The 26687-nt window shown below is 56.6% G+C and carries 24 protein-coding genes; 15 read left to right on the top strand and 9 right to left on the bottom strand.

Annotation, left to right across the window (positions count from 1 at the left end):
• Nucleotides 1-27 precede the first annotated feature (27 nt).
• Complete coding sequence (locus tag ACOTX1_RS19105; protein WP_003861971.1) at nucleotides 28-687, top strand: AzlC family ABC transporter permease; 660 nt, start codon at nucleotides 28-30, stop codon at nucleotides 685-687.
• Entirely contained in the window at nucleotides 687-1010 is a 324-nt protein-coding gene (locus ACOTX1_RS19100; RefSeq protein ID WP_003861969.1) for an AzlD domain-containing protein, read from the top strand. The genes ACOTX1_RS19105 and ACOTX1_RS19100 overlap by 1 nt, the downstream gene beginning before the upstream one ends.
• A 39-nt stretch (nucleotides 1011-1049) precedes the next feature.
• Here ACOTX1_RS19100 and ACOTX1_RS19095 read toward each other — a convergent pair whose 3' ends face one another.
• Together ACOTX1_RS19095 and fdhD are read right to left on the bottom strand one after the other, a co-directional pair.
• Complete coding sequence (locus ACOTX1_RS19095) at nucleotides 1050-1262, bottom strand: DUF1471 domain-containing protein (RefSeq protein WP_003861966.1); 213 nt, start codon at nucleotides 1260-1262, stop codon at nucleotides 1050-1052.
• A gap of 114 nt (nucleotides 1263-1376) precedes the next feature.
• Entirely contained in the window at nucleotides 1377-2213 is an 837-nt protein-coding gene (fdhD, locus tag ACOTX1_RS19090) for a formate dehydrogenase accessory sulfurtransferase FdhD (protein WP_003861964.1), read from the bottom strand.
• A gap of 371 nt (nucleotides 2214-2584) precedes the next feature.
• Here fdhD and fdnG point away from each other — a divergent pair, with 371 nt between their 5' ends.
• The 5 genes from fdnG (at nucleotide 2585) to ACOTX1_RS19065 (ending at nucleotide 9344) form a co-directional block, all read left to right on the top strand.
• Nucleotides 2585-5635 carry a formate dehydrogenase-N subunit alpha gene (gene fdnG / locus ACOTX1_RS19085; protein WP_086527948.1) on the top strand — a complete coding sequence of 1017 codons (3051 nt, stop codon included), beginning with the start codon at nucleotides 2585-2587 and terminating at the stop codon, nucleotides 5633-5635.
• Between the two features lie 12 nt (nucleotides 5636-5647).
• Nucleotides 5648-6550: a formate dehydrogenase subunit beta gene (gene fdxH / locus ACOTX1_RS19080; RefSeq protein ID WP_003861960.1), complete on the top strand. Its 903-nt coding sequence runs from the start codon at nucleotides 5648-5650 to the stop codon at nucleotides 6548-6550.
• Nucleotides 6547-7182 (top strand): formate dehydrogenase cytochrome b556 subunit, encoded by a 636-nt coding sequence (gene fdoI, locus ACOTX1_RS19075; protein ID WP_003861958.1) that lies wholly within the window; start codon nucleotides 6547-6549, stop codon nucleotides 7180-7182. Before fdxH ends, fdoI begins: the two co-directional genes overlap by 4 nt.
• Nucleotides 7179-8108, top strand: coding sequence for a formate dehydrogenase accessory protein FdhE (fdhE, locus tag ACOTX1_RS19070; protein ID WP_023315053.1), 930 nt, complete (start codon nucleotides 7179-7181; stop codon nucleotides 8106-8108). The genes fdoI and fdhE overlap by 4 nt, the downstream gene beginning before the upstream one ends.
• A 315-nt stretch (nucleotides 8109-8423) precedes the next feature.
• Entirely contained in the window at nucleotides 8424-9344 is a 921-nt protein-coding gene (locus ACOTX1_RS19065; RefSeq protein WP_003861954.1) for an alpha/beta hydrolase, read from the top strand.
• An 8-nt stretch (nucleotides 9345-9352) separates the two neighbouring features.
• Here ACOTX1_RS19065 and fabY read toward each other — a convergent pair whose 3' ends face one another.
• The 6 genes from fabY to ACOTX1_RS19035 form a co-directional block, all read right to left on the bottom strand.
• The gene (fabY, locus tag ACOTX1_RS19060; RefSeq protein WP_015569910.1) at nucleotides 9353-10294 is read right to left on the bottom strand and encodes a fatty acid biosynthesis protein FabY; all 942 of its coding nucleotides are present in this window, start codon (nucleotides 10292-10294) and stop codon (nucleotides 9353-9355) included.
• Between the two features lie 44 nt (nucleotides 10295-10338).
• Complete coding sequence (gene dtd / locus ACOTX1_RS19055; RefSeq protein WP_023315054.1) at nucleotides 10339-10776, bottom strand: D-aminoacyl-tRNA deacylase; 438 nt, start codon at nucleotides 10774-10776, stop codon at nucleotides 10339-10341.
• On the bottom strand, nucleotides 10773-11654 hold the full coding sequence (locus ACOTX1_RS19050) for a virulence factor BrkB family protein (protein WP_023315055.1): 882 nt from the start codon (nucleotides 11652-11654) through the stop codon (nucleotides 10773-10775). Before ACOTX1_RS19050 ends, dtd begins: the two co-directional genes overlap by 4 nt.
• The gene (gene yihX, locus ACOTX1_RS19045; RefSeq protein WP_023315056.1) at nucleotides 11648-12247 is read right to left on the bottom strand and encodes a glucose-1-phosphatase; all 600 of its coding nucleotides are present in this window, start codon (nucleotides 12245-12247) and stop codon (nucleotides 11648-11650) included. The genes ACOTX1_RS19050 and yihX overlap by 7 nt, the downstream gene beginning before the upstream one ends.
• Before the next feature lie 118 nt (nucleotides 12248-12365).
• Nucleotides 12366-13166 carry a DeoR/GlpR family DNA-binding transcription regulator gene (locus ACOTX1_RS19040; RefSeq protein ID WP_003861944.1) on the bottom strand — a complete coding sequence of 267 codons (801 nt, stop codon included), beginning with the start codon at nucleotides 13164-13166 and terminating at the stop codon, nucleotides 12366-12368.
• Nucleotides 13167-13200: 34 nt separating this feature from the next.
• Nucleotides 13201-14097 (bottom strand): sugar kinase, encoded by an 897-nt coding sequence (locus ACOTX1_RS19035; RefSeq protein ID WP_003861942.1) that lies wholly within the window; start codon nucleotides 14095-14097, stop codon nucleotides 13201-13203.
• 155 nt (nucleotides 14098-14252) lie between these two features.
• Between ACOTX1_RS19035 and yihU the strand changes: the two genes are divergently transcribed.
• The 7 genes from yihU to ompL all read left to right on the top strand — a co-directional run bounded on the left by yihU (nucleotide 14253) and on the right by ompL (nucleotide 22990).
• Nucleotides 14253-15143 carry a sulfolactaldehyde 3-reductase gene (gene yihU / locus ACOTX1_RS19030; RefSeq protein WP_003861941.1) on the top strand — a complete coding sequence of 297 codons (891 nt, stop codon included), beginning with the start codon at nucleotides 14253-14255 and terminating at the stop codon, nucleotides 15141-15143.
• A 17-nt stretch (nucleotides 15144-15160) separates the two neighbouring features.
• Nucleotides 15161-16036 carry a sulfofructosephosphate aldolase gene (gene yihT, locus ACOTX1_RS19025; protein ID WP_003861939.1) on the top strand — a complete coding sequence of 292 codons (876 nt, stop codon included), beginning with the start codon at nucleotides 15161-15163 and terminating at the stop codon, nucleotides 16034-16036.
• 14 nt (nucleotides 16037-16050) lie between these two features.
• The gene (gene yihS, locus ACOTX1_RS19020; protein WP_059288139.1) at nucleotides 16051-17292 is read left to right on the top strand and encodes a sulfoquinovose isomerase; all 1242 of its coding nucleotides are present in this window, start codon (nucleotides 16051-16053) and stop codon (nucleotides 17290-17292) included.
• Between the two features lie 16 nt (nucleotides 17293-17308).
• Nucleotides 17309-19333: an alpha-glucosidase gene (locus ACOTX1_RS19015; protein ID WP_023315058.1), complete on the top strand. Its 2025-nt coding sequence runs from the start codon at nucleotides 17309-17311 to the stop codon at nucleotides 19331-19333.
• A 45-nt stretch (nucleotides 19334-19378) separates the two neighbouring features.
• Nucleotides 19379-20761: an MFS transporter gene (locus ACOTX1_RS19010; RefSeq protein ID WP_023315059.1), complete on the top strand. Its 1383-nt coding sequence runs from the start codon at nucleotides 19379-19381 to the stop codon at nucleotides 20759-20761.
• Nucleotides 20762-20804: 43 nt separating this feature from the next.
• Nucleotides 20805-22229 (top strand): MFS transporter, encoded by a 1425-nt coding sequence (locus ACOTX1_RS19005; protein WP_023315060.1) that lies wholly within the window; start codon nucleotides 20805-20807, stop codon nucleotides 22227-22229.
• Between the two features lie 74 nt (nucleotides 22230-22303).
• Entirely contained in the window at nucleotides 22304-22990 is a 687-nt protein-coding gene (gene ompL / locus ACOTX1_RS19000) for a porin OmpL (RefSeq protein ID WP_003861929.1), read from the top strand.
• 80 nt (nucleotides 22991-23070) lie between these two features.
• On the opposite strand, the gene typA is transcribed toward ompL, so the two are convergent.
• The gene (typA, locus tag ACOTX1_RS18995; RefSeq protein WP_006808726.1) at nucleotides 23071-24894 is read right to left on the bottom strand and encodes a ribosome-dependent GTPase TypA; all 1824 of its coding nucleotides are present in this window, start codon (nucleotides 24892-24894) and stop codon (nucleotides 23071-23073) included.
• 377 nt (nucleotides 24895-25271) lie between these two features.
• Here typA and glnA point away from each other — a divergent pair, with 377 nt between their 5' ends.
• Nucleotides 25272-26681 carry a glutamate--ammonia ligase gene (gene glnA, locus ACOTX1_RS18990; protein WP_003861925.1) on the top strand — a complete coding sequence of 470 codons (1410 nt, stop codon included), beginning with the start codon at nucleotides 25272-25274 and terminating at the stop codon, nucleotides 26679-26681.
• The last annotated feature ends 6 nt before the right edge of the window (nucleotides 26682-26687 follow it).

Below are 26687 nucleotides of genomic sequence, written 5' to 3'. Positions count from 1 at the left end.
AAATACGTTCGATATGGCTAAAATGGTATGAAGAATCACCTCTCTTGCCTGAAAGGCGACACGATAAAAGCGATCGTCCTGGTCTGCCTCGCGGTGGGCGTGGTCGGCATGTCTTATGGCTCACTGGCGATGGCCTACGGTTTCCCGCTGTGGGTGCCGTTTGTCCTCTCCCTCACGGTGCTGGCAGGCGCATCCGAGTTTATGTTTATTGGCATCGTGGCAAGCGGCGGCAATCCGCTGGCAGCGGCCGCGGCCGGTTTACTGGTAAACGCACGCCATGTGCCGTTCGGCGTAACGGTGCGTGACCTGGTGGGCAAGCGCGGCCTGAGCTTTCTGGGCTGTCATATTATGAACGATGAAAGCGTGGTGTTCGGCCTTTCGCAAAAAACCGCCGAGCAGCGTAAAGCGGCCTACTGGCTGTGCGGCCTGGGCGTGGCAATTATCTGGCCGCTGGGGGCGGTACTGGGGGCGATGGTCGGCAAGCTGCTGCCAGACCCGGAAACCATCGGGCTGGACGCGGTGTTCCCGGCGATCCTGCTGGCGTTAGTGGTGCCGGCATTTAAAAACCGTACCACGCTGATCCGCGCCTGTAGCGGCGCAGTGTTGTCGCTGGCCGCCGTACCGTTTGCGCCGGTGGGTCTGCCGGTACTGCTCTCTTTGCTCGGCCTTGCCGCGAGGAAAAAATAATGGAAAACATGACGGTCTTTATTCTCGGCATCGCCATTCTTTCTGCCGGAACCTATCTGATGCGTCTTGGCGGAGCGAAGCTTGGCAACCGGCTGGCGCTTTCAGAACGGTCGCAGGCGCTGCTTTCAGACGCGGCTACCGTTTTGCTGTTCTCCGTCGCGCTGGCGACAACGTTTTATGAAGGGGACCATTTTGCCGGGATGGCACGTGTGCTGGGCGTGGGGTTCGCGGTGTTTCTGGCCTGGCGCAAAATGCCGTTAATTGTGGTGATCGTCGCGGCGGCGGTGGTGACCGCACTGCTGCGTCTGGCAGGCATAAACTAAAAAGCGCCCCAGGGGCGCTCTTTCGACGGTATAGCGGAATTATTTGTTCAGTTCAGCGGTCATGTGTACGCGGTTACCGGTGAATGCCTGGGTAATTTTGTACGATGACGCGCCCGCTTCCTGAGCCTGTGCAGCGATTTTAGCTTCTGCACCATCCAGGGTAGAGGCGGATGCGGTCACTGTCTGCGCAGCGAAAGAACCAAAAGAGGTAGCCAGAGCGATTACTGCGACAAAAGTTTTGATGCTTTTCATGAGATAAACCCTTTCGTTAAGTTGTTTAGATAAGGCGCCGTGCCTTGATGAGATAAATATTAGACCTCATCATGAACAACTAAAAGCGGAAGGATTTGCTATACTCATTCAAAATTACTGATCAACTATCAATCGCTGCGGATGGGTGTAAATAGTTGCTCTACCCGGCTTGCAGAACCCCACCAGCGTCAGGTTGCAGCGCTCCGCCACTTCCACCGCCAGCGTGGTTGCCGCTGACACCGCAAACAGAATTTCCACGCCGCACATGGCGGACTTTTGCACCATCTCATAGCTGGCGCGGCTGGAGACTAACGCCGCGCCCTGCTGCCAGACGTTGCTTTCCCGAGCGCGGCGACCTAACAGCTTATCCAGCGCGACGTGGCGGCCCACATCTTCATGACCGCCGGCAATGTTGCCTGACGGCAATATCCATGCCGCCGCGTGGGTACAGCCGCTGAGCTGACCGATGGGTTGCACGTCGTTCAGGTGCTCAAGCGCCCGATCAAGGTGCGCCAGATTGAACGTCTGGGTGAACGGCAGCGGGATAATGGGTTTGCCGATATCGTTAAGCTGTTCAACGCCGCACACGCCGCAGCCGGTACGTCCGGCCAGCGCCCGGCGGCGCTCTTTCAGCCCCATAAAGCGGCGGCTGGAGAGTTCGATTTGCACTTCAAGACCATTACAGGCATGAACCACATCCATGCCGTAGATCTCCTGCGGATGCGCAATGATGCCTTCCGAGAGGGAAAAACCTATGGCGAACAGCTCCAGATCTTTCGGCGAGGCCATCATCACCACATGCGAAATACCGTTGTAAACCAGGGCAACGGGGACCTCTTCCGCCAGAAAATCCGGCGTGGCATGTGAAATGTGAGGCGGTCTGTGTACCGACAGTTCCACAATACCCGCAGGCAGTGGCGACGCGTGGGCAACACGGTTTTGTTTAGACACAACGGTATTCCTGAACAACCACGGAAGTGAGCCTGCTATTGCAACACAAACGGCAGGCCTTACGCATAGTATGGATCAACTTTTCAGCAACCATTCTCCTACTCAATACGGAGGGGTGCAACCGATCACCTGCTACACCTCTTTAACATGCACAGGTTAAAATGTGATTGATATCACATTTTATAATCAATGCCGTGATAATACGTTCACTTTGTTTTAACCCCGTTGGAACAGGCGTACCGACATTGTGGTATTCTGGGCTTATCCCTCGGAGAAATGAGGGATTAACGCAAATTTTTCTCCTTTGCGGTTAATTCTCAACCGCAAAGTAAAACTACATAGCAATGTCGTAATGAACCAAGGAGTGACCCATGCAGGTCAGCAGAAGGCAGTTCTTTAAGATCTGCGCTGGCGGTATGGCAGGCACCACGGCGGCGGCACTGGGCTTTGCGCCCGGTGTAGCGCTGGCGGAAACACGGCAGTATAAACTGCTGCGCACCCGCGAAACCCGTAACACCTGTACGTACTGCTCCGTCGGCTGTGGGCTGTTAATGTATAGCCTCGGCGACGGTGCGAAAAACGCCAAAGCATCTATTTTCCACATCGAAGGCGATCCGGATCACCCGGTAAACCGTGGTGCACTCTGTCCGAAAGGGGCCGGTCTGGTAGATTTTATCCACTCCGAAAGCCGCCTGAAGTTTCCTGAGTATCGCGCTCCCGGCTCTGACAAATGGCAGCAAATCAGCTGGGAAGAAGCGTTCGATCGCATCGCTAAGCTGATGAAAGAAGACCGCGATGCCAACTTTATCGCGAAGAATGCCGAAGGCACCACCGTTAACCGTTGGCTCTCCACCGGCATGCTGTGTGCTTCAGCGTCCAGTAACGAAACCGGCTATTTAACCCAGAAATTTACGCGCGCACTCGGTATGCTCGCGGTCGACAACCAGGCGCGTGTCTGACACGGACCAACGGTAGCAAGTCTTGCTCCAACATTTGGTCGCGGTGCGATGACCAACCACTGGGTCGACATCAAGAACGCCAACCTTATTGTGGTGATGGGCGGTAACGCCGCTGAAGCGCACCCTGTCGGGTTCCGCTGGGCGATGGAAGCCAAAATCCACAACGGCGCGAAGCTGATTGTGATCGATCCCCGCTTTACGCGTACAGCGTCAGTGGCGGATTTCTACACCCCTATTCGTTCAGGTACTGACATCACTTTCCTGTCAGGCGTATTGCTGTACCTGATGACCAACGAAAAATATAACCGCGAGTACACCGAAGCCTATACCAACGCCAGCCTGATCGTGCGTGAGGATTACCACTTCGAAGATGGCCTGTTCAGCGGTTACGACGCCGAAAAACGCAAGTACGACAAAACCAGCTGGAACTACGAGCTGGACGAAAACGGCTTTGCGAAGCGCGACACCACCCTGCAACACCCCCGCTGCGTGTGGAACCTGCTGAAAGAGCACGTTTCCCGCTACACGCCGGAGGTTGTCGAAAACATCTGTGGGACGCCGAAAGCGGATTTCCTGAAGGTGTGCGAGTTGATTGCGGAAACCAGCGCGAAAGATAAAACCGCGTCGTTCCTGTATGCGCTCGGCTGGACGCAGCACTCCATCGGCGCGCAGAACATCCGCACCATGGCGATGGTTCAGCTGCTCCTCGGCAACATGGGGATGGCAGGCGGCGGCGTGAACGCCCTGCGCGGTCACTCCAACATTCAGGGTCTGACCGACCTCGGCCTGCTGTCTCAGAGCCTGACGGGTTACATGAACCTGCCGAGCGAGAAACAGACTGACCTGCAAACCTACCTGACGGCCAGCACGCCAAAACCGCTGCTCGAAGGCCAGGTGAACTACTGGGGCAACTATCCGAAGTTCTTCGTCTCGCTGATGAAAGCCTTCTACGGCGACAAGGCGACGGCGGAAAACAGCTGGGGCTTTGACTGGCTGCCGAAGTGGGACAAAGGTTACGACGTACTTCAGTACTTCGAAATGATGCACCAGGGCCAGGTCAACGGCTATATCTGCCAGGGCTTTAACCCGGTGGCGTCGTTCCCGAACAAGAACAAGGTTGTCGAGTCTCTGTCGAAGCTGAAGTTCCTGGTGACGATTGACCCGCTCAATACCGAAACGTCGACGTTCTGGCAGAACCACGGTGAGTCGAACGACGTCGATCCGTCGAAGATTCAGACCGAAGTGTTCCGTCTGCCGTCCACCTGCTTCGCGGAAGAGAACGGGTCTATCGTCAACTCCGGCCGCTGGTTGCAGTGGCACTGGAAAGGCGCAGACGCCCCGGGCATCGCCCTGAATGACGGCGAGATCCTGGCCGGCATCTTCTTACGCCTGCGTAAGATGTACGCCTCTGAGGGCGGCGCAACGCCTGAGCCGGTACTGAACATGACCTGGAACTACTCGACGCCGGAAAACCCAGCGCCGGAAGAAGTGGCCATGGAGAGCAACGGTAAAGCGCTGGCGGACGTTATCGACCCGGCGACCGGTGCGGTGCTGGCGAAGAAAGGCGATCAGCTCAGCACCTTCGCGCACCTGCGCGATGACGGTACGACGTCAAGCGGCTGCTGGATCTTTGCCGGGAGCTGGACGCCGAAAGGCAACCAGATGGCCAACCGCGATAACGCCGACCCGTCGGGCCTCGGTAATACGCTGGGCTGGGCATGGGCGTGGCCGCTTAACCGCCGCATCCTCTATAACCGTGCCTCCGCTGATCCGCAGGGCAACCCGTGGGATCCGAAGCGTCAGCTTCTGAAGTGGGACGGCGCGAAATGGGGCGGCGTGGATATTCCGGACTACAGCACTGCCGCACCAGGCAGCGATGTCGGGCCGTTTATCATGCAGCCTGAAGGGATGGGCCGTCTGTTTGCTATCGATAAGATGGCGGAAGGGCCATTCCCGGAACACTACGAGCCGTTTGAGACGCCGCTGGGTACTAACCCGCTGCACCCGAACGTGGTCTCTAACCCGGCAGCCCGTATCTTCAAGAGCGATTTTGAAGCGCTGGGTAAAAAGGACAAGTTCCCGTATGTCGGCACCACTTACCGTCTGACCGAGCACTTCCACTACTGGACCAAGCACGCGCTGCTGAATGCCATCGCGCAGCCGGAACAGTTTGTGGAGATCGGCGAGAAGCTGGCGAACAAACTCGGCATTGCCCATGGCGATACCGTGAAGGTCTCCTCTAACCGCGGCTACATCAAAGCCAAGGCGGTGGTGACCAAGCGTATTCGCACGCTGAACGTTCACGGTCAGCAGGTGGATACCATCGGCATCCCGATTCACTGGGGTTATGAGGGCGTGGCGAAGAAAGGGTTCATTGCGAACACCCTGACGCCGTTCGTCGGTGATGCGAACACGCAGACGCCGGAGTTTAAGGCCTTCCTCGTGAACGTGGAAAAGGTGTAACGGAGACGACTTATGGCTTATCAATCTCAAGACATTATCCGTCGTTCCGCGACTAACGGTTTCACGCCCGCGCCTCAGGCGCGGGACCACCAGCAGGAAGTGGCGAAGCTTATCGACGTGACCACCTGTATCGGCTGTAAAGCCTGTCAGGTGGCCTGCTCTGAGTGGAACGACATCCGTGACGAAGTGGGTCACAACGTCGGGGTGTACGACAACCCGGCAGACCTGACCGCCAAGTCCTGGACGGTAATGCGTTTCTCGGAAGTGGAGCAGAACGACAAGCTGGAATGGCTTATTCGCAAAGACGGCTGTATGCACTGTGCGGATCCGGGCTGCCTGAAGGCGTGTCCGTCAGAAGGGGCTATCATTCAGTATGCCAACGGCATCGTCGACTTCCAGTCCGAGCAGTGCATTGGCTGCGGCTACTGCATCGCGGGCTGTCCGTTCGACGTGCCGCGCATGAACCCGGAAGACAACCGCGTCTACAAATGTACGCTGTGCGTTGACCGCGTAAATGTCGGCCAGGAGCCAGCGTGCGTGAAGACCTGTCCAACCGGCGCTATCCACTTTGGCTCCAAAGAGGATATGAAAACGCTGGCGGCAGAGCGCGTGGGCGAGCTGAAAACCCGTGGTTACGATAACGCGGGCCTGTACGATCCGGCCGGGGTTGGCGGTACGCACGTCATGTACGTGCTGCACCACGCCGACAAGCCGAACCTGTATCACGGCCTGCCGGAGAACCCGGAAATCAGCGCCACCGTGAAGTTCTGGAAAGGCATCTGGAAACCGCTGGCAGCGGTCGGTTTTGCTGCCACCTTCGCAGCGAGCATCTTCCACTACGTCGGTGTTGGTCCGAACCGCGCGGAAGAGGAAGACGATAACCTGCATGAAGAGAAAGACGAGGTGCGCAAATGAGAAAACGTGACACCATCGTGCGCTACACCGCGCCGGAACGCATCAACCACTGGGTCACCGCCTTCTGCTTCATGCTGGCGGCGATAAGCGGGCTGGGGTTCTTCTTCCCGTCCTTCAACTGGCTGATGCAGATCATGGGGACACCACAGCTGGCGCGTATACTGCACCCGTTTGTGGGCGTCATCATGTTCGCGTCGTTCATCATCATGTTTTTCCGTTACTGGCACCATAACCTAATCAATCGGGATGATATCTTTTGGGCGAAGAATATTCGTAAGATCGTCGTCAACGAGGAAGTAGGTGATACCGGGCGTTATAACTTCGGCCAGAAATGCGTATTCTGGGCGGCGATTATCTTCCTGGTCCTGTTGCTGGTGAGCGGCGTGATCATCTGGCGTCCGTACTTTGCGCCTGCTTTCTCAATCCCGGTGATCCGATTTGCGCTGATGCTGCATTCATTTGCCGCAGTAGCGTTAATTGTGGTTATCATGGTGCATATTTACGCCGCCCTTTGGGTGAAAGGCACCATTACCGCGATGGTGGAAGGCTGGGTCACCAAAACGTGGGCGAAGAAACATCACCCGCGCTGGTACCGTGAAGTCCGCCAGAAACAGGAAAAGTCATCTGAATGAGTATTCGCATAATCCCGCAAGATGAGCTGGGGTCGAGCGAGAAACGTACGGCGGAGTATATTCCGCCGTTGTTATTCCCCAGACTCAAGAACCTCTACAACCGCCGCGCAGAGCGTCTGCGCGAGCTGGCAGAGAACAACCCGCTGGGCGATTTTCTGCGTTTTGCCGCGCTGGTCGCCCATGCGCAGGAAGTGGTGCTGTACGACCATCCGCTGCAAATGGACCTGACCGCACGCATCAAAGAAGCCAACGAACAGGGCAAGCCGCCGCTGGACATTCACGTTCTGCCGCGCGACAAGCACTGGCATAAGCTGCTGCATTCGCTGATTGCCGAGCTGAAGCCCGAGATGAGCGGCACGGCGCTGGCGGTCATTGAGAACCTGGAAAAAGCCTCAGAGCAAGAGCTGGAAGAGATGGCGAGCGCGCTGTTTGCCTCCGACTTCTCGCTGGTGAGCAGCGATAAAGCGCCGTTCATCTGGGCTGCGCTGTCGCTCTACTGGGCGCAAATGGCGAGCCTGATCCCAGGCAAAGCCCGCGCCGAATACGGCGAAGCGCGCCAGTTCTGTCCGGTGTGTGGTTCAATGCCGGTCTCCAGCATGGTACAGATTGGTACGACACAGGGGCTGCGCTACCTGCACTGCAACCTGTGTGAAACCGAGTGGCACGTGGTGCGCATTAAGTGCAGCAACTGCGAGCAGACCCGCGATCTGAACTACTGGTCGCTGGAGAATGAAGACGCGGCAGTGAAAGCCGAAAGCTGCGGCGACTGCGGCACCTACCTGAAGATTCTCTATCAGGAAAAGGACCCGAAAGTCGAAGCGGTGGCCGACGATCTCGCCTCGCTGATTCTGGACGCGAAGATGGAGCAGGAGGGCTTTGCCCGCAGCTCGATCAACCCGTTCCTGTTCCCGGGGGAAGGGGAGTAATCTCCTGTGAGAATGCCGGGCGGCGCGAGTTTGCCCGGCCTACACCTCGACAGCAATACCTGCCGTCTTATATGCCAGATGCTCTTCAGCCCGTAGTCCAGGATCCGTCTAAAGACGCGTTATCGCTTTAGCATCGCTTCCACGGCAAATCTCAGGCAACATCCGCACTTTATGTCTGTGACGAAAGCAGATAATAAAAAAGCTCTCGCCTTTGCGAGCAGCTTTCAAGACTTTTCCCCTCAATAATATTCTTGTTTTCTTTTGAATCAAACCAGGCTATAAAGCTGTACATTCATACAGTTAAAAGGTGTTTTCATGGCACTGGAAAAGGGTATTGAACGGCTGGTTCAAGGATTTATCGCTGCAGGTCGCCCCTCATCGCGTCGCCAGACAATTGAGGTACGACGAGCAGGCTATATTGCCAGCACGGAGCTTGCCGGGAAGACCGAAACGCGCGTTCAGCTGGAGACGCTTGTTCTTGAGGGTCTTACCATTCGGGTATTTTCACCTCTCAATGCGCCTGAAATATTGCCTGCTGCCATCTACTACCACGGCGGATGTTTTATCAGCGGCGGCTTTGATACCCATGACAACCAGCTCCGTCAGTTAGCCTACTACGGCAATTGCCGGGTGATTGCGATTCAGTACAGACTGGCGCCGGAGCATACCTTCCCCGCCGCACATGACGATGCTGAAAGAGGTGCGAATCTGGTCTGGCAGTATGCAGACGAATTAGGCGTGGATAAGAACCGACTCACCCTCTGTGGAGACAGCGCAGGAGGGCATTTGGCGCTGGTAACGTCATTGCGGCTTAAGGCAAAAGGGCTCTGGGATCCCGCGCAGCTCATTCTTATCTATCCCATGCTCGACGCTACGGCCAGTCTTGAAAGCTATACCCTCAATGGCATGGATTACGTGATTACTCGCGATACCCTTTTGAGCGGCTATGAAATGTATCTGGCTGGAGCCGACCGTCAGCATCCTGAAGTCAGTCCACTGTGGCGCAACGACTTTAGCGGTCTGCCGAAGGTCCATATTGTTACCGCTGAGTATGATCCGTTACGCGACGAAGGCGAGGCGCTTTATCAGCGCCTCACGGCGCAAGGCGTGAAGTGTACCGCTCAACAATGGCGGGGTGTAATTCACGGCTTCTTCCAGTTGGGTGGAATTAGCCAGTCAGCGCGAGACATTATGCGAGATATTGCCTGGCGCATTAACCATGCCGGGCGAGAGTGAGAAGGAGACTACTCCTCCTCGTTCCCACCCTCTTCATACGCGCCATACGGCTTCGCAGGAAGAACGATATAGGTGCCTTCAAACACCGCGCCTGGCGTTTCATCGCCAAACAGCTCAACCTGCATCTGCACGCGTGCTTTACGTCCACGCGCCAGGCGGTCGAGATCGCCGCCCAGTGCGCCCAGGTCAGCTACCGCGCTCGGCTTGCCGCTGATCGGCGCGCTGTAGCGGATATGGGCATCGGCCAGAATAATGGTGCCGCCGAGATGACGTTCGCGCAGCATCAGCCAGATCAGTCCCCATCCGGTGAGCGTGGCGAGTGAAAACAGGCTGCCGGCAAACAGGGTATGGTGCGGGTTCTGGTTGCCGGTTTCCGGCATGGTGGTGATAAATTTTTGTCCGGTATACTGCTGAATACGCACGCCCATTTTTTCACTGAGCGGTATGTGCTGATACCACGCCTGCTGGAGCTGCCCGCACCAGTCGGCGCGATGGAGAATATCGTCCAGCGTGGCGATGGGTTTGATCATCAAAAAGTGACGAATCGGCGTAGTTTGCGGGGCGGTGATTTCCCCCTGATTCACGAAACCAAGCTTGGCAAAGAACTCAACGGCATCTTCGCGGGCGCTACAGGTGACGCGCTTGACCCCTTCCTGACGGGCAACGGATTCCAGCGTCATTGCCATCAGCGTTCCAAGGCCTTTGTCCTGCACGGAGGGATGAACGGCCATAAAGCGGATTGAAGCTTCGTTGTCGGCATTGATGTACAGACGTCCCACGGCAACGAGGTTGCCCTCTTCATCAACCACCATCTGGTGGTGCGCCATCGCGTCCCAGGCGTCGCGTTCAGAGCCTTTCGGTTGATGCAGTGGTTTGCGCAGCATTTCCCAGCGGAAATGGTAATAAGCGTCTAATTCTTCTTCCGTTTGCGGTACTCGAAGGTGATACATAGCTGTACTCTCTCTTGTTACCCGCGGCCATACCGCCAGTTGGCTCATACCTGGAGCCAGAATGTGACGGGGCCATCGTTCACCAGCGAAACCTGCATATCCGCAGCGAATCGTCCGGTTTGTGTATTCATGTCCTGTTGGCGACAGCGCTCAATAAAGTACTCGTATAGAGCTTCTGCGCGATCCGGTGCCGCGCCCTTCGAAAAACTCGGCCGCATGCCGCGTTCGGTATCCGCAGCCAACGTAAACTGGGAAACCACCAGCACGCTGCCGCCCGCCTGCTGAACGTTCAGGTTCATCTTGCCTTCCGCATCGCTGAAAATGCGGTAGCCCAGCACGCGCTCACATAAGCGGTTAGCTTTTTGTTCGTCGTCATCTTTTTCAACACCCAGGAGCACCAAAAGTCCTGGGCCAATTTCACCCGTCACCTCATCCGCCACGGTGACGCTGGCACGGGTTACGCGCTGAATCAATGCAATCATGGTTGGTCTGCTTCTTGTTGTTTTTCAGCTTCTGCTGCTTTTTTGAGTTCGCGGTAGACTCCGAGAGTGACAGTTATTTCGGCGCCAAGCAAGACGATACACCACGTCCAGTAGACCCAGACAAACAAAATGGGGATCACCGCCAGCACACCGTAAATCAGCTGATAAGAGGGGAACATGGTGATATAAAGCGCGAATCCTTTCTTGCCCAGCTCAAAGAGCAACGCCGCGACCAGCGCACCCACCACGGCATCCCGGTTGGGTACGCGCGTGGTTGGTACCACGCTGTAGAGCAGCCAGAACGAAAGCCACGATAAAATCAGCGGTAAGATACGCAGCACGTTATCGATCACGCTGTTTAAGTCGGTCGCCCAGCGCAGCGAAAGAAGGTAGGAGCTGATCGCCAGGCTTGCCCCCGCCAGCAATGGGCCAAGGGTTAAAATCATCCAGTAGACGGCAAAGGAGTAAACCTTCGGGCGGACTTTTTTGCTCCGCCAGATGGTGTTGAGCGCACTGTCGATGGAGTACATCAGCAGCAGCGCGGTAACAATAAGCCCACACGCCCCCACCGCCGTCATCTTGCTGGAGTTTGCGACAAACTGCTCAATGTAGTTCTGGATCACATCGCCGGTGGCAGGAATAAAGTTTGCGAAAACAAAATGGCGAAGCTGCATGCTCACATCGGCAAACATTGGAAATGCCGAAAAAAGCGCAAAAATCACCGCCACCAGCGGCACCAGCGAGAGCAACGACACGTAAGCGAGATTGCCCGCCAGCGTGGTCATGTTGTCCTCATCAATGCGATGCCAGAGGAGTTTCAGCCACGCCCTCAGCGGGCGCGTGTGGTGATTGGCTTTTTGATGAACGGTTTTTAGCATAACTGCTTCGCAAAGTAGTTCGGTATCGTCTCTTTTCCGGTCACCAGAATGGAGGTGATACCTAACTGATTAGCCCCTTCTATATTATCGGCGTTGTCGTCAAAAAAGACCGCATCCGCTGCCGTGAATCCTTCTTCCTGCAATACTGCCTGATAGATGCGCGCCTCAGGTTTACGCATCCCCATCTCCTGGGAGAGATACACTTTATCTGCCGCCGCGTGAATTTCCGGGTATTCATCCGGCCAGAAGGTGGTATGCAGGCGGTTAGTATTAGACAGCACGACAACACGATGCCCCTGCTCGCGCAGCTTGTGCATGATGTCGATCACTTCCGGGCGGATCGCGACAAATATGGCCTGCCAGCCGTGGGAAAACTGCTCGTAGCTTAACGAAAGACCCATTTCCTGGCAGAAACGCTCTGCGAACGCTTCGTCGCTGAGCTCACCTCGCTCGTGCAGATGGAAAGTCTCACCCATCGCGAAATTCTGCTTTAACGTCGCCAGCGGAACACGGCTAAAATCGCTCCATGCGCCCAACACCCGGTTAAAATCGATATCGACGATTACATTTCCTAAGTCAAAGATATAAAGCATGTTTATCTCCTTTCGCCGTGGAGAAGTAACTGTAGCGGGAAAGAGAAACTTTAGCTATGCGCCAGATTCAGCTTAGAGAAAGGAAAGGCCCGAATCGCAATATCGGGCCATAGGATGATCAGCCAGCCTGCTGCTCTTCTCCGGAATTGACTTCGACAACCTCAACCTTGCTGGATTTGAGGTGATTTTGCAGCGCCGGGCCGGGCAGCTCATCGGTGAACAGCGCCGTCGCCTGCGCCACGTTGCCGATTTCAACCGCCGCGGAGGCGTGGTATTTCGTATGATCGGCCGCCAGTAAAATGTGGCGGGAGTGGGCAATCATGGTTTTCACCACGCTGGCTTCGTTAACGTCAAATTCCATCATCGCGCCGTCGTGCTCTATCGCCCCGACGCTGGTGACCAGGTAATCTGCGCGAAATCCTGACACGAACGCCGTTGCCGCAGGACCGATAATGCCGCCGTTATGCGGGCGCAGTGTACCGCCGGGCACCATCACCTCAAAGCGCGGGTTCTTATAAAGAATGTGCGCCACCCGCAGGCTGTTAGTGATGATGCGCAGATGATTATGGTTGAGCAGCGCCCGGGCAACGTGCTCCACGGTCGTCCCGATAGTGATAAAAATGGTCGAACCATCGGGAATATAGTCCGCAATGGCCTCGGCAATCGCCCGCTTCTCTTCGGTAAGCGAGACTTCACGCTGCTCGAACGCCGTGTTCACCACGCTGGATGCCCTGCCCGCCCCGCCATGATGACGCGTGATCAGCCCCTGCTCGCTGAGCTTACGGATATCCCGGCGCACGGTTTGCGTGGAGACATCCAGCAGCTGCGCCAGTTCATCAATGTTCATATAGCCGCGATCGGCAATCAGCGTCAGCAGCTGATCGTGACGCGGGTTGCCGGTCAGTTCGGTAAGGCTCATGGGCTGTCCTCTGAAAACCATCACGCCCCGCATTTTATACAAAAAGTGACAAAAAAGAGCGGGTTTGATCACAGTCAGGTATACCCGCGCGCCCGCCGGGCTTTGTACATTTCAGTGCTGCGACGGCGCTGGCAAAACGCACGGCGTCTGAAGTGGACGATTGTTGCCCCAGACTGACCGCCAGCGCACCGTGGAACACGTCGCCCGCCCCCGTGGTATCCACCACGTTCACCTCAAAGCCGGGCTGATGACACAGTGCACCGTTTTCCAGCCAGAAGCAGCCGTCTCGCCCCTGCGTAACATACACATGTCCATTTGTGAGCGTTTGTGCTTTCTTCAGCGCGTTTTCGGTTTCATCCCGCTGCGTTAAACGCCGCAATCCCGGCGCGGAGAAGGCCGCGTGGTCGCTTAAGGCAATCAGATCCGCGATGTCCTGCGGGGTGACATCCGCATCAAGCAACGTCGGTACGCCCTGCTGGCGGGCCAGGGTAAATGCCTGTTTTGCCCCGTCATGCCAGCGCACGTCGGCTAAGACAATGTCCCACTGCGAGAAGTCGATTTCATGCAGCCAGTCTGCCGCCGCAGGGAGATCGGGGCTGGGGTAGTTGGCAATCACTCTTTCCCCACCTGCGTCCACCAGCACCGCCGATTGCGACGATCGGGCTCCCTTAACTATGCGCGTATAGCGGGTGTTCACCCCCAGGGATTCCAGCTCCGCAAGCAGTCGTCTGCCGGTATCGTCGTCCCCCACCCGGCCAATAAAATCCACTTCCGCGCCCAGTTTCGCGGCTGCCACTGCCGCCGTTGCCGCCGGGCCACCGCCCACTTCCGTATAGTCTTTTGCGACATATTTCCCACCTTCTTTCGGTAAATCATCGAGATACCAGATGCGATCCAGCACGGTAATGCCGACACAAACGATGCGAGTCATGGTGATTCCTTCTGCGATTTCTGATGCCTTCATTTTAATTTCACCAAATGTTTAAAAAGTGACCCGTGTCAATTTTTTGACTATAAATTACAAATACGATCAAAAACAGACACTACAAACGCGCAAAAATTGACACGATGTGACAGGAGAGAGGCATGTCAGCAATCGCATTTATCGGCTTAGGACAGATGGGCGCGCCCATGGCGAAGAATCTGTTGAAACAGGGCCACCAGCTTAACGTTTTTGATGTGAACCCGCAGGCGGTTCAGGCGCTGGTAGAGAGCGGCGCTCGGGCGGCGGCTACGCCAGCACAGGCAGCAACGGACGCGGAATTCGTAATTACCATGCTGCCAAACGGCGACCTGGTACGCAGCGTCCTGTTCGGCGAGCACGGCGTGTGCGAAGGATTATCCCGCGACGCGCTGGTCATTGATATGTCCACCATTCACCCGCTGCAAACCGACGCGCTGATACGCGACATGGCTGAGCAAGGCTTCAGCCTGATGGACGTGCCCGTCGGACGCACCTCTGACCATGCCATCGCCGGCACGCTGCTCCTGCTGGCAGGCGGCACGGCCCAGCAGGTTGAGCGCGCCACCCCGGTCTTAATGGCGATGGGCAATGAGCTGATTAACGCCGGCGGGCCAGGCATGGGCATCCGCGTGAAGCTTATCAATAACTACATGAGCATTGCCCTGAACGCCCTTTCCGCCGAGGCCGCCGTGCTGTGCGAAGCGCTTGGCCTCTCCTTTGACGTGGCGCTCAAGGTCATGAGCGGTACGCCTGCGGGTAAAGGCCACTTCACGACATCCTGGCCGAACAAGGTGCTGAAAGGGGATCTTTCTCCCGCCTTCATGATCGACCTTGCGCATAAAGACCTGGGGATCGCCCTCGACGTGGCCAACCAGCTCCACGTTCCGATGCCGCTGGGCGCGGCCTCCCGCGAAGTTTACAACCAGGCTCGCGCCGCCGGGCGCGGGCGCGAGGACTGGACGGCCATTCTTGAACAGGTTCGCGCATCTGCCGGGCTGAAAAAAACACACTGATACGAAAGGACTGAGGAATGACGATGTACACCCTGAAAGATATCACCCGACCTTCCGGCGGTTTTGCGATGCTGGCCGTGGATCAGCGCGAAGCGATGCGCCTGATGTTTGCGGCGGCAGGCGCGCCGGTACCGGTAACCGACCAGCACCTGACCGATTTTAAAGTCAACGCGGCAAAAATTCTGTCGCCGTACGCCTCTGCCATTCTCGTCGACCAGCAGTTCTGCTATCGCCAGATTGTCGAGCAGCAGGCCGTGGCCAAAAGCTGCGCGATGATTGTGGCCGCCGACGAGTTTATTCCGGGGAACGGTATTCCGGTCGACAGCGTGGCGATCGACAAGAACGTCGACGCGCAGGCGGTCAAACGCGATGGCGGCAAAGCACTGAAGCTGCTGGTGCTGTGGCGCAGCGATGAAGATCCGCAGCAGCGCCTGGAGATGGTGAAAGCGTTCAATACGCTGTGCCACGATAACGGTCTGCTGAGCATTATCGAGCCGGTGGTGCGTCCACCGCGTCGCGGTGCCGCGTTTAACCGCGAACAGGCGATTATCGACGCGGCCAAAGAGCTGGGCGACAGCGGTGCCGACCTCTACAAAGTGGAGATGCCACTGTTTGGCAAGGGCACGCAGCAAGAGCTGCTGGCGGCCTCGCAAAAGCTTAACGAGAACATCGCCATGCCGTGGGTGATCCTCTCGTCCGGCGTTGACGATAAGTTATTCCCGCGCGCGGTGAGCGTGGCGATGCAGGCGGGGGCATCGGGCTTTTTAGCCGGTCGCGCCGTCTGGTCCTCTGTGATTGGCCTGCCGGACACCGAGCTGATGCTGCGTGATATTTCCGTACCAAAACTTCAGCGTCTGGGTGAGATCGTCGACGAAATGATGGCTCGCCGTTAAGAAAGGATCCGAACATGAAATGGTTTAACACCCTGAGCCATAACCGCTGGCTCGAACAAGAGACCGACCGCATTCTCGATTTCGGTAAAAACGCCGCCGTACCGACCGGCTTTGGCTGGCTGGGCAATAACGGGCAGGTGCGTAGCGATATGGGCACACATCTGTGGATCACCGCCCGCATGCTGCATGTGTACGCGGTGGCGGCGAACATGGGGCGCCCCGGCGCGTACGCCCTGGTTGAGCACAGCATTAATGCCCTGAACGGTCCGCTGCGCGACAAGCAGCACGGCGGCTGGTACGCCTGCGTAAACGATGAAGGCGTGATTGATGCGTCCAAGCAGGGCTATCAGCATTTCTTCGTTCTGCTGGGCGCGGCGAGCGCCGTCACCACCGGCCATCCGCAGGCACGCAAGTTGCTGGACGACGCCATCGAGGTGATTGAGCGCTACTTCTGGAGCGAACAGGAGCAGATGTGCCTGGAGTCCTGGGACGAAGCCTTCAGCAAAACGGAAGACTATCGCGGCGGTAACGCCAACATGCACGCCGTGGAAGCTTTCCTCATCGTTTATGACGTGACCCACGACCGCAAATGGCTCGACCGCGCCCTGCGCATCGCCTCGGTGATTATTCACGACGTGGCGCGCAAAGGGGAGTACCGCGTTAACGAGCATTTTGACACCAACTGGAACCCGATCCGCGACTATAACATCGATAACCCCGCCCACCGCTTCCGCGCCTATGGCGGCACGCCTGGGCACTGGATTGAGTGGGGCCGCCTGATGCTGCACCTGCGCGCCGCCCTGGAAGCGCGCTTTGAAACCCCGCCGGAGTGGCTGCTGGAAGATGCGAAAGGACTGTTCCACGCCACCATCCGCGACGCCTGGGCACCCGACGGGGCGGACGGCTTTGTCTACTCCGTGGGCTGGGACGGCAAGCCAATCGTGCGCGAACGCGTGCGCTGGCCAATCGTCGAGGCGATGGGCACGGCCTATGCCCTCTATACCGTGACCGGCGAGGCGCAGTACGAAGCCTGGTATCAGAAATGGTGGGATTACTGCATCAAGTATCTGATGGATTACGAAAACGGATCCTGGTGGCAGGAGCTGGACACCAATAACGAAGTGACCACCAAAGTCTGGGACGGCAAGCAGGATATTTACCATCTGCTGCACTGCCTGGTGATCCCCCGCCTGCCGCTGGCGCCGGGCTTAGCGCCTGCCGTCGCCGCCGGATTACTGGATAGCCAGGCCAAATAATTAAGACGGAGTTTTTATGCGTACCCTACACAATATTGACCTGAAAAATAACGAAAGTGGCTTCACCCTGCGCTGGCAGGACCGTCTGATTTTATCCCACACCGCGGATGCCCCTTGCCTGTGGATTGGCGCAGGTGAGGCGGATATCGAGATGTTTCGCGGCAACTTCAGCATCAAAGACAAGCTCAACGAAAAGATTGCCCTGACGAACGTGACCGTTACGCAGCAAAGCGCGGGCTGGGCAATCCGCTTTACCCGCGGCGATGCGGTAAGCGCCACGCTGCTGGTGGGCGTGGATGCGGAAGGCCGTCTGGAGCTGAAACTGAAAAATGATGCTCCCGGCCATAACCGCATCTGGCTGCGGCTGGCGGCGCAGCCAGAAGATCATATTTACGGCTGCGGCGAGCAGTTCTCGTACTTCGATCTGCGCGGCAAGCCGTTCCCGCTGTGGACCAGCGAGCAGGGCGTGGGCCGCAACAAGCAGACCTATGTCACCTGGCAGGCCGACTGCAAAGAGAACGCAGGCGGTGACTACTACTGGACCTTCTTCCCGCAGCCCACCTTCGTGAGCACCCAGAAGTACTACTGCCACGTGGATAACAGCTGCTACATGAGCTTTGACTTCAGCGCCCCTGACTTCCACGAGCTGGCGTTCTGGGAAGATAACGCCACGCTGCGCTTCGAATGTGCGGAAACGTACGTCGATCTGCTGGAAAAACTGACCGGCCTGCTGGGACGCCAGCCGGAGCTGCCGGACTGGGTGTACGACGGCGTGACGCTGGGCATCCAGGGCGGCACCGAGGTGTGCCAGCAGAAGCTCGACACCATGCGTAACGGCGGCGTAAAGGTGAACGGCATCTGGGCGCAGGACTGGTCCGGCATCCGCATGACCTCCTTCGGCAAACGCGTAATGTGGAACTGGAAGTGGAACAGCGCGCTCTATCCGCAGCTTGATACGCGGATTGCGCAGTGGAAAGAAGAAGGCGTGCAGTTCCTCTCCTATATCAACCCGTACGTCGCCAGCGATAAAGATCTCTGCGAAGAGGCCGCGAAACGCGGCTATCTGACCAAAAACGCCGACGGCAAGGACTACCACGTCGAGTTCGGCGAGTTCTACGCGGGCGTTATCGACCTGACCAACCCGGCAGCCTACGACTGGTACAAAGAGGTCATTAAAAAGAACCTGATCGAACTGGGCTGCGGCGGCTGGATGGCCGATTTCGGGGAGTACCTGCCGACCGATACCTTCCTGCACAACGGCGTGAGCGCGGAGATCATGCATAACGCCTGGCCTGCCCTGTGGGCGAAATGTAACTACGAAGCGCTGGAGGAGACCGGCAAGCTCGGGGAGATCCTGTTCTTCATGCGCGCAGGCTACACCGGTAGCCAGAAGCACTCGGTGATGATGTGGGCGGGGGATCAGAACGTCGACTGGAGCCTGGACGACGGTCTGGCGTCCGTCATCCCTGCGGCGCTGTCGCTGGCGATGACCGGGCACGGCCTGCACCACAGCGACATTGGCGGCTATACGACGCTCTTCGAGATGAAGCGCAGCAAAGAGCTGCTGCTGCGCTGGTGTGATTTCAGCGCCTTTACGCCGATGATGCGTACCCACGAGGGCAACCGCCCTGGCGATAACTGGCAGTTCGACGGCGACGCGGAAACCATCGCCCACTTCGCGCGCATGACCACCGTCTTCACCACCCTGAAGCCGTATATCAAAGCTGCGGTTGCGCAGAACGCGAAAAGCGGCCTGCCGGTGATGCGTCCGCTTTTCCTGCACTACGAGGACGACGCGCGCGCCTACACGCTGAAATACCAGTATCTGTTTGGCCGCGATCTGCTGGTGGCGCCGGTTCATGAAAAGGGACGCCGCGACTGGTCGCTCTATCTGCCGCAGGACACCTGGGTCAATGCGTGGACCGGAGAAACCTGCCAGGGCGGTGACATCACCGTTGATGCCCCGCTCGGCAAACCGCCGGTCTTCTATCGCCAGCAAAGCGAATGGGCCGATCTGTTTAGCACCTTACGTCATATCTGATAAGGCTCGCCCGCGGGGAAACCTGCGGGCAGACGGAGAACAATAATGAGTCAACATACTTCTGATCCGGCAACCCTGCGCCTGCCGTTTAAAGAAAAACTCGCCTACGGGATGGGCGATCTCGGCTCTAACATCCTGCTTGATATCGGCACGCTGTATCTGCTGAAGTTCTACACCGACGTGCTGGGGCTGCCGGGCACCTACGGCGGGATTATCTTCCTGATTGCGAAGTTTTTTACCGCCTTCACCGATATGGGCACCGGGATCATGCTCGATTCCCGGCGCAAGATCGGCCCGAAAGGGAAATTCCGCCCGTTCGTGCTGTATGCAGCCTTCCCGGTAACGTTGCTGGCGATTGCCAACTTCGTCGGCACACCGTTTGAAATCACCGGTAAAACGGTGATGGCGACGGTGCTGTTCATGCTGTACGGCCTGTTCTTCAGCATGATGAACTGCTCTTACGGCGCGATGGTGCCCGCCATCACCAAAAACCCGGACGAGCGCGCCTCGCTGGCGGCCTGGCGTCAGGGCGGCGCCACGCTCGGCCTGCTGCTCTGTACGGTGGGCTTTGTCCCGGTGATGAACCTGATTGAGGGTAACGACCAGCTTGGCTACATCTTTGCCGCCACCCTCTTCTCGCTGTTCGGGCTGTTCTTTATGTGGTGGTGCTATAAGGGCGTTACCGAGCGTTACGTCGAGACGCAGCCTGCTAACCCGGCGCAGAAACCGGGGCTGTTGCAGTCGTTTCGCGCCATCGCCGGGAACCGTCCGCTGTTTATCCTGTGCATCGCTAACCTGTGCACGCTGGGCGCCTTTAACGTTAAGCTCGCCATTCAGGTCTACTACACGCAGTACGTGCTGAACGACCCGATCCTGCTGTCGTATATGGGCTTCTTCAGCATGGGCTGTATTTTTATCGGCGTCTTTATGATGCCCGGCGCGGTGCGGCGCTTCGGCAAGAAAAAGGTCTACATCAGCGGGCTGATGATTTGGGTGGCGGGCGATCTGCTTAACTACTTCTTCGGCGGCGGCTCGGTGAGCTTTGTGGCGTTCTCCTGCCTGGCGTTCTTCGGTTCCGCGTTCGTGAACAGCCTGAACTGGGCGCTGGTGTCCGATATCGTGGAATACGGCGAGTGGCGCACCGGCGTGCGCTCCGAGGGAACGGTCTACACCGGCTTTACCTTCTTCAGGAAGGTCTCGCAGGCGCTGGCGGGCTTCTTCCCGGGGATCATGCTCACCCAGATCGGCTATGTGCCGAACGTGGTGCAGTCCGCCGGGACGGTTGAAGGGCTGCGGCAGCTGATATTTATCTACCCGAGCCTGCTGGCGGTCATCACCATCGTGGCGATGGGCTGCTTCTACAACCTCAACGAGAAGATGTATGTGCGCATAGTGGAAGAGATCGAACTGCGCAAACGTACGGCATAAATGACGTGATTGAGCGCCCTGCGGGGCGCTTTGAGGATCGACCATGACACATAATACTGATCCGTTAACCCTGAAATTGAGCCTGCGAGAGAAGTGCGCCTACGGGATGGGTGATTTTGGCTCGAACCTGATGCTGTGTATTGGCACGCTGTATCTGCTTAAGTTTTACACGGACGAGCTGGGCATGCCCGCGTTCTACGGCGGCATCATTTTTCTGGTCGCCAAGTTCTTTACCGCGTTCACCGACATGCTGACCGGGGTGCTGCTGGATTCCCGGCGTAACATTGGCCCGAGGGGGAAGTTCAGGCCATTCATACTTTACGCCTCCGTTCCGGTGGCGCTGGTCGCGACGGCGCAGTTTATGGCCAACGACTTTAGCCTGACGGTGAAAACGGCCCTCGCCACCGTGCTCTTCATGATGTTTGGCCTCTGCTACAGCCTGATGAACTGCGCCTACGGTGCAATGGTTCCGGCCATCACCAAAAACCCGAACGAGCGCGCGCAGCTTGCGGCGTGGCGTCAAGGCGGCGCAACGGTAGGACTGTTGCTCTGCACCGTCGGCTTTATGCCGATTCAGGCGCTGTTCATCAGCCAGCCCTCACTCGGCTATCTGGTGGCCGCGCTGGTGTTCGTCACCGGGGGGCTGTTCTGCATGTGGTGGTGCTACAGCGGGGTGAAAGAACGCTACGTCGAGCTTACGCCCGATCACCATAAGCCCGGCATTCTGAAATCATTCTGCGCGATTTTCCGCAATCCGCCGCTGCTGGTGCTGTGCATCGCCAACCTCTGTACCCTCGCCGCGTTTAACATCAAGCTGGCGATTCAGGTCTATTACACCCAGTACGTGCTGAACGATCTGCATCTCCTGTCGTGGATGGGCTTTTTCAGCATGGGCTGCATTCTGATTGGCGTGTTTCTGGTGCCCGGCGCGGTGAAGCGCTTTGGCAAGAAGCCGGTCTATCTGGGCGGGCTGACGCTGTGGGCGGTGGGCGACGTGCTGAATTTTTTCTGGGGGACCAGCTCCCTGCTGTTCGTGCTGTTTTCCTGCATGGCCTTCTTCGGCACGGCGTTTGTTAATAGCCTGAACTGGGCGCTGGTGCCGGATACCGTTGATTACGGCGAGTGGAAAACCGGCATTCGCGCCGAAGGGTCGGTGTATACCGGCTATACCTTCTCGCGCAAAATCTCCGCCGCGCTCGCCGGTTTCCTGCCCGGCATCATGCTGACCCAGATTGGCTACGTTCCTCACGCCGTGCAGAGCGCGGGCACGCTGCTTGGGTTGCGTCAGCTTATTTTCCTCTGGCCGTGCGGCCTGGCAATCGTCGCCGCCGTGACCATGGGGCTATTTTATAAACTCAACGAAGCGCGCTTCGCCTTTATTATCGAGGAGATTGGAAAACGGAAGAAACAGACAGCAAATACCCCTGAGATAACCACCAACAATAAAGCGTCAGCAGTCACTTTATAACAATAAATCCGGCCACTATGTCCTTCCTGTTTATCAGGAGGGAGGCCTTTCTGTACCTGATACATGGACAAATTATGAAAAGAATCATCACCGTACTGATCGTGTCGTCTGTGTCCTGCCCGGTATTTGCCGGGGCCTACGTCGAAACGCGCGAAGCCTACAACACCGCCTCAGAGCTGCACGAAGTGATCCTGCGTGCGGGCTATAACTTCGATATGGGCGCGGGGCTGATGTTCACCAACGCTTATAACGTGGGGAAATGGGACGAACTGAAACACAGCTATAACGAAATCGAGGGGTGGTATCCGCTCTTCAAACCGACCGACAAACTGACCTTCCAGCCCGGCGGCTTAATTAATGACAGCAGCGCAGGATCAGGTGGCGCGGTTTATTTAGATACCAATTACAAATTTACGGACTGGTTTAATCTGACGTTCCGCTATCGCTATAACCATAACAATTACGATACGCCGGACTATAACGGGCAGATGGATAAGAACGACACACATGAATTTGCCAACTACTGGAATTTCAAAGTGACGGATGCGTTTTTCTACACCTTTGAGCCGCACTTTTTCCAGCGGGTGAATGATTACCACAGCAAAAATGGCAAAGATCATCACTGGGAAATTACCAATAAATTCAGCTATAAGATCGACAGAAACTGGCTGCCGTATCTTGAGCTACAGTGGCTGGACCGATGGAATGATTACAACCGCGAGCAGTACCGGATCCGTTTAGGGTTGCGGTATTCGTTCTAATAAAAAAAGCCGCTGATCGCTCAGCGGCTTTTTCGTTGCCGGGTGGCGCATGCGCTTACCCGGCCTACGGCATAACCGAATTACTCTTCTTTCGCACCGCGCATTGCACGTTTACGATCGTTCTCAGTCAGGTGACGTTTACGGATACGAATTGACTGAGGCGTCACTTCGACCAGTTCGTCATCATCGATGAATTCCAGAGCCTGCTCCAGCGTCATCTTGATCGGTGGAACCAGAACCGTTGCTTCGTCAGTACCGGACGCACGCATGTTGGTCAGTTTCTTACCGGTCAGGCAGTTTACCGTCAGGTCGTTAGAACGGCTGTGAATACCGATGATCTGGCCTTCGTAAACTTCAGCACCGTGACCCAGGAACAGCTTACCGCGATCCTGCAAACCGAACAGCGCAAACGCAACCGCTTTACCCTGACCGTTGGAGATCAGCACGCCGTTGTTACGCTGGCCCACTTCGCCCGGACGAACGTCGTCGTAGTGGCTGAAGGTGGAGTACAGCAGACCGGTACCGGAAGTCATGGTCATGAACTCAGAACGGAAGCCGATCAGGCCACGGCTTGGGATCACGTAGTCGAGACGTACGCGGCCTTTGCCATCTGGATTCATGTTTTTCAGGTCGCCTTTACGCTCACCCAGTGCCTGCATCACAGAACCCTGGTGCTGCTCTTCAACGTCCAGCGTTACGTTTTCGAACGGCTCTTGTTTACGGCCATCGATTTCGCGGAAGATAACTTTCGGACGGGAAACCGCCATCTCGAAACCTTCACGACGCATGTTCTCAATCAGAACAGACAGGTGCAGCTCACCACGACCCGAAACGCGGAATGCATCAGCGTCTTCGGTTTCTTCAACGCGCAGCGCAACGTTGTGCACCAGCTCTTTGTTCAGGCGGTCAAGGATCTGACGAGAGGTAACGAACTTACCTTCTTTACCACAGAACGGAGAGGTGTTGACGTTGAAGAACATGGATACGGTTGGTTCATCAACGGACAGGGCTGGCAGCGCTTCGACGTTCTGCGGATCGCAGATGGTGTCGGAGATGTTCAGTTCACCCAGACCGGTGATAGCGATGATGTCGCCCGCTTCAGCGATGTCGCTCTCGATACGCTCAAGACCCAGGTGAGTCAGCACTTTACCGACTTTACCGTTACGGGTTTTCCCTTCGCTATCGATGATAGTGACCTGCTGGTTAGGCTTCACTTTACCGCGCTTGATACGACCAATGCCGATTACGCCAACATAGTTGTTGTAGTCGAGCTGAGAGATCTGCATTTGCAGGGTGCCTTCCAGGTCAACGTTTGGCGCAGGAACGCGGTCAACAATCGTCTGGTACAGCGGAGTCATGTCTTCCGCCATGTCTTCGTGATCCAGACCGGCGATACCGTTCAGCGCAGACGCATAAACGATAGGGAAGTCCAGCTGTTCGTCGGTCGCGTCGAGGTTAACGAACAGGTCGAAGACCTGGTCAACAACCCAGTCAGGACGCGCGCCAGGACGGTCAACCTTGTTGATCACAACGATAGGTTTCAGGCCGTGGGCAAATGCTTTTTTGGTCACGAAGCGCGTTTGCGGCATAGGGCCATCAAATGCGTCAACCACCAGCAGCACGGAATCCACCATGGACATCACGCGCTCAACTTCACCACCGAAGTCGGCGTGCCCTGGGGTATCAACGATGTTGATACGGTAGTCATTCCATTTGATAGCGGTGTTTTTGGCGAGGATGGTAATCCCACGCTCTTTCTCCAAATCGTTGGAGTCCATCACACGCTCTTGAGTTTCGGCACGAGCATCAAACGTACCGGACTGCTGTAGCAGCTTATCAACCAGGGTAGTTTTACCATGGTCGACGTGCGCGATGATGGCGATATTACGCAATTTTTCGATCACAACTTTGCCTCAGGCATTTAGAAATAGCGCGTTATTGTACACGGATTAATCGCACTACAAAACAGGATCACAAACATCCCCCGCAAACAAGTATTGCAGAGATGCTTTGTGATCGCTTTCACGGAGCGGTAAAAGGGCACTTTAACGTAAATTGCACCAATATGGTGCTCGATGTTCACACAGAAGCACTATAATGGTGCAACAAATCCAATGTGGTGCAGCCCTTCTGCACTATGGTGCGCATGATAACGCCTTTTTGGGGTGTTTTAAAAGTTGGCACAGATTTCGCTTTACAGAAATACAGTAAAAATATGGCAGCCCAGCCGATTTGAAGACCTCGTTACCACGACGACAATGACCAATCTGGAGAGTTAAGTATGTCCGCTGAACACGTTTTGACGATGCTGAACGAACATGAAGTGAAGTTTGTTGATCTGCGCTTCACCGATACCAAAGGTAAAGAACAGCACGTCACGATCCCTGCTCATCAGGTGAACGCCGAATTCTTTGAAGAAGGCAAAATGTTTGACGGCTCCTCCATTGGCGGCTGGAAAGGCATTAACGAATCCGACATGGTTCTGATGCCAGATGCAACCACTGCGCTCATTGACCCGTTCTACGAAGAACCTACGCTGATCATCCGCTGCGATATTCTGGAACCTGGCACGCTGCAAGGCTATGACCGTGACCCACGCTCCATCGCAAAACGCGCTGAAGAGTACCTGCGCTCTACCGGCATCGCAGACACCGTTCTGTTCGGGCCAGAGCCAGAGTTCTTCCTGTTCGACGACATCCGTTTTGGCGCTTCCATTTCTGGCTCCCACGTCGCTATCGATGACATCGAAGGCGCATGGAACTCTTCCACCAAGTACGAAGGTGGTAACAAAGGTCACCGTCCGGGCGTGAAAGGCGGTTACTTCCCGGTTCCTCCGGTCGATTCTTCACAGGACATCCGTTCTACCATGTGTCTGATCATGGAAGAGATGGGCCTGGTTGTTGAAGCGCACCACCACGAAGTGGCAACGGCTGGCCAGAACGAGATCGCTACCCGCTTCAACACCATGACCAAAAAAGCGGATGAGATTCAGATCTACAAATACGTTGTACACAACGTTGCGCACCGTTTCGGTAAAACCGCGACCTTCATGCCAAAACCAATGTTTGGCGACAACGGTTCCGGCATGCACTGCCACATGTCCCTGTCCAAGAACGGCACCAACCTGTTCTCTGGTGACAAGTATGCGGGTCTGTCTGAGCAGGCGCTGCACTACATCGGCGGTGTTATCAAACACGCTAAAGCGATCAACGCCCTGGCGAACCCGACCACGAACTCCTACAAGCGTCTGGTTCCAGGCTACGAAGCACCCGTGATGCTGGCGTACTCTGCCCGTAACCGTTCTGCTTCTATCCGTATCCCGGTGGTTGCGTCTCCGAAAGCGCGTCGTATCGAAGTGCGCTTCCCGGACCCGGCGGCTAACCCATACCTGTGCTTCGCAGCACTGCTGATGGCCGGTCTGGACGGTATCAAGAACAAGATCCACCCGGGCGAAGCCATGGACAAAAACCTGTACGACCTGCCGCCAGAAGAAGCGAAAGAGATCCCACAGGTTGCCGGCTCTCTGGAAGAAGCCCTGCAAGCGCTGGACGCAGACCGCGAGTTCCTGACCGCTGGCGGCGTGTTCACCGATGAAGCTATCGACGCTTACATCGCGCTGCGTACCGAAGAAAACGACCGCGTTCGCATGACGCCGCACCCGGTTGAGTTTGAACTGTACTACAGCGTTTAATTGTTT

This window comes from Enterobacter cloacae complex sp. IR5401, assembly GCF_049238425.1.
GTDB classification, from domain to species: Bacteria; Pseudomonadota; Gammaproteobacteria; order Enterobacterales; family Enterobacteriaceae; genus Enterobacter; species Enterobacter hormaechei_C.
This window is presented reverse-complemented; position numbering and strand designations above follow the sequence as displayed.

Bases quoted from the DNA above. Each gene is read 5' to 3' on its own strand.
- ACOTX1_RS19105 (WP_003861971.1), top strand. From the start codon at position 28: ATGAAGAATCACCTCTCTTGCCTGAAAGGCGACACGATAAAAGCGATC.
- ACOTX1_RS19100 (WP_003861969.1), top strand. From the start codon at position 687: ATGGAAAACATGACGGTCTTTATTCTCGGCATCGCCATTCTTTCTGCC.
- ACOTX1_RS19095 (WP_003861966.1), bottom strand. From the start codon at position 1,262: ATGAAAAGCATCAAAACTTTTGTCGCAGTAATCGCTCTGGCTACCTCT.
- fdxH (WP_003861960.1), top strand. From the start codon at position 5,648: ATGGCTTATCAATCTCAAGACATTATCCGTCGTTCCGCGACTAACGGT.
- fdoI (WP_003861958.1), top strand. From the start codon at position 6,547: ATGAGAAAACGTGACACCATCGTGCGCTACACCGCGCCGGAACGCATC.
- fdhE (WP_023315053.1), top strand. From the start codon at position 7,179: ATGAGTATTCGCATAATCCCGCAAGATGAGCTGGGGTCGAGCGAGAAA.
- ACOTX1_RS19065 (WP_003861954.1), top strand. From the start codon at position 8,424: ATGGCACTGGAAAAGGGTATTGAACGGCTGGTTCAAGGATTTATCGCT.
- fabY (WP_015569910.1), bottom strand. From the start codon at position 10,294: ATGTATCACCTTCGAGTACCGCAAACGGAAGAAGAATTAGACGCTTAT.
- dtd (WP_023315054.1), bottom strand. From the start codon at position 10,776: ATGATTGCATTGATTCAGCGCGTAACCCGTGCCAGCGTCACCGTGGCG.
- ACOTX1_RS19050 (WP_023315055.1), bottom strand. From the start codon at position 11,654: ATGCTAAAAACCGTTCATCAAAAAGCCAATCACCACACGCGCCCGCTG.
- yihX (WP_023315056.1), bottom strand. From the start codon at position 12,247: ATGCTTTATATCTTTGACTTAGGAAATGTAATCGTCGATATCGATTTT.
- ACOTX1_RS19040 (WP_003861944.1), bottom strand. From the start codon at position 13,166: ATGAGCCTTACCGAACTGACCGGCAACCCGCGTCACGATCAGCTGCTG.
- ACOTX1_RS19035 (WP_003861942.1), bottom strand. From the start codon at position 14,097: ATGACTCGCATCGTTTGTGTCGGCATTACCGTGCTGGATCGCATCTGG.
- yihU (WP_003861941.1), top strand. From the start codon at position 14,253: ATGTCAGCAATCGCATTTATCGGCTTAGGACAGATGGGCGCGCCCATG.
- yihT (WP_003861939.1), top strand. From the start codon at position 15,161: ATGACGATGTACACCCTGAAAGATATCACCCGACCTTCCGGCGGTTTT.
- yihS (WP_059288139.1), top strand. From the start codon at position 16,051: ATGAAATGGTTTAACACCCTGAGCCATAACCGCTGGCTCGAACAAGAG.
- ACOTX1_RS19015 (WP_023315058.1), top strand. From the start codon at position 17,309: ATGCGTACCCTACACAATATTGACCTGAAAAATAACGAAAGTGGCTTC.
- ACOTX1_RS19010 (WP_023315059.1), top strand. From the start codon at position 19,379: ATGAGTCAACATACTTCTGATCCGGCAACCCTGCGCCTGCCGTTTAAA.
- ACOTX1_RS19005 (WP_023315060.1), top strand. From the start codon at position 20,805: ATGACACATAATACTGATCCGTTAACCCTGAAATTGAGCCTGCGAGAG.
- ompL (WP_003861929.1), top strand. From the start codon at position 22,304: ATGAAAAGAATCATCACCGTACTGATCGTGTCGTCTGTGTCCTGCCCG.
- glnA (WP_003861925.1), top strand. From the start codon at position 25,272: ATGTCCGCTGAACACGTTTTGACGATGCTGAACGAACATGAAGTGAAG.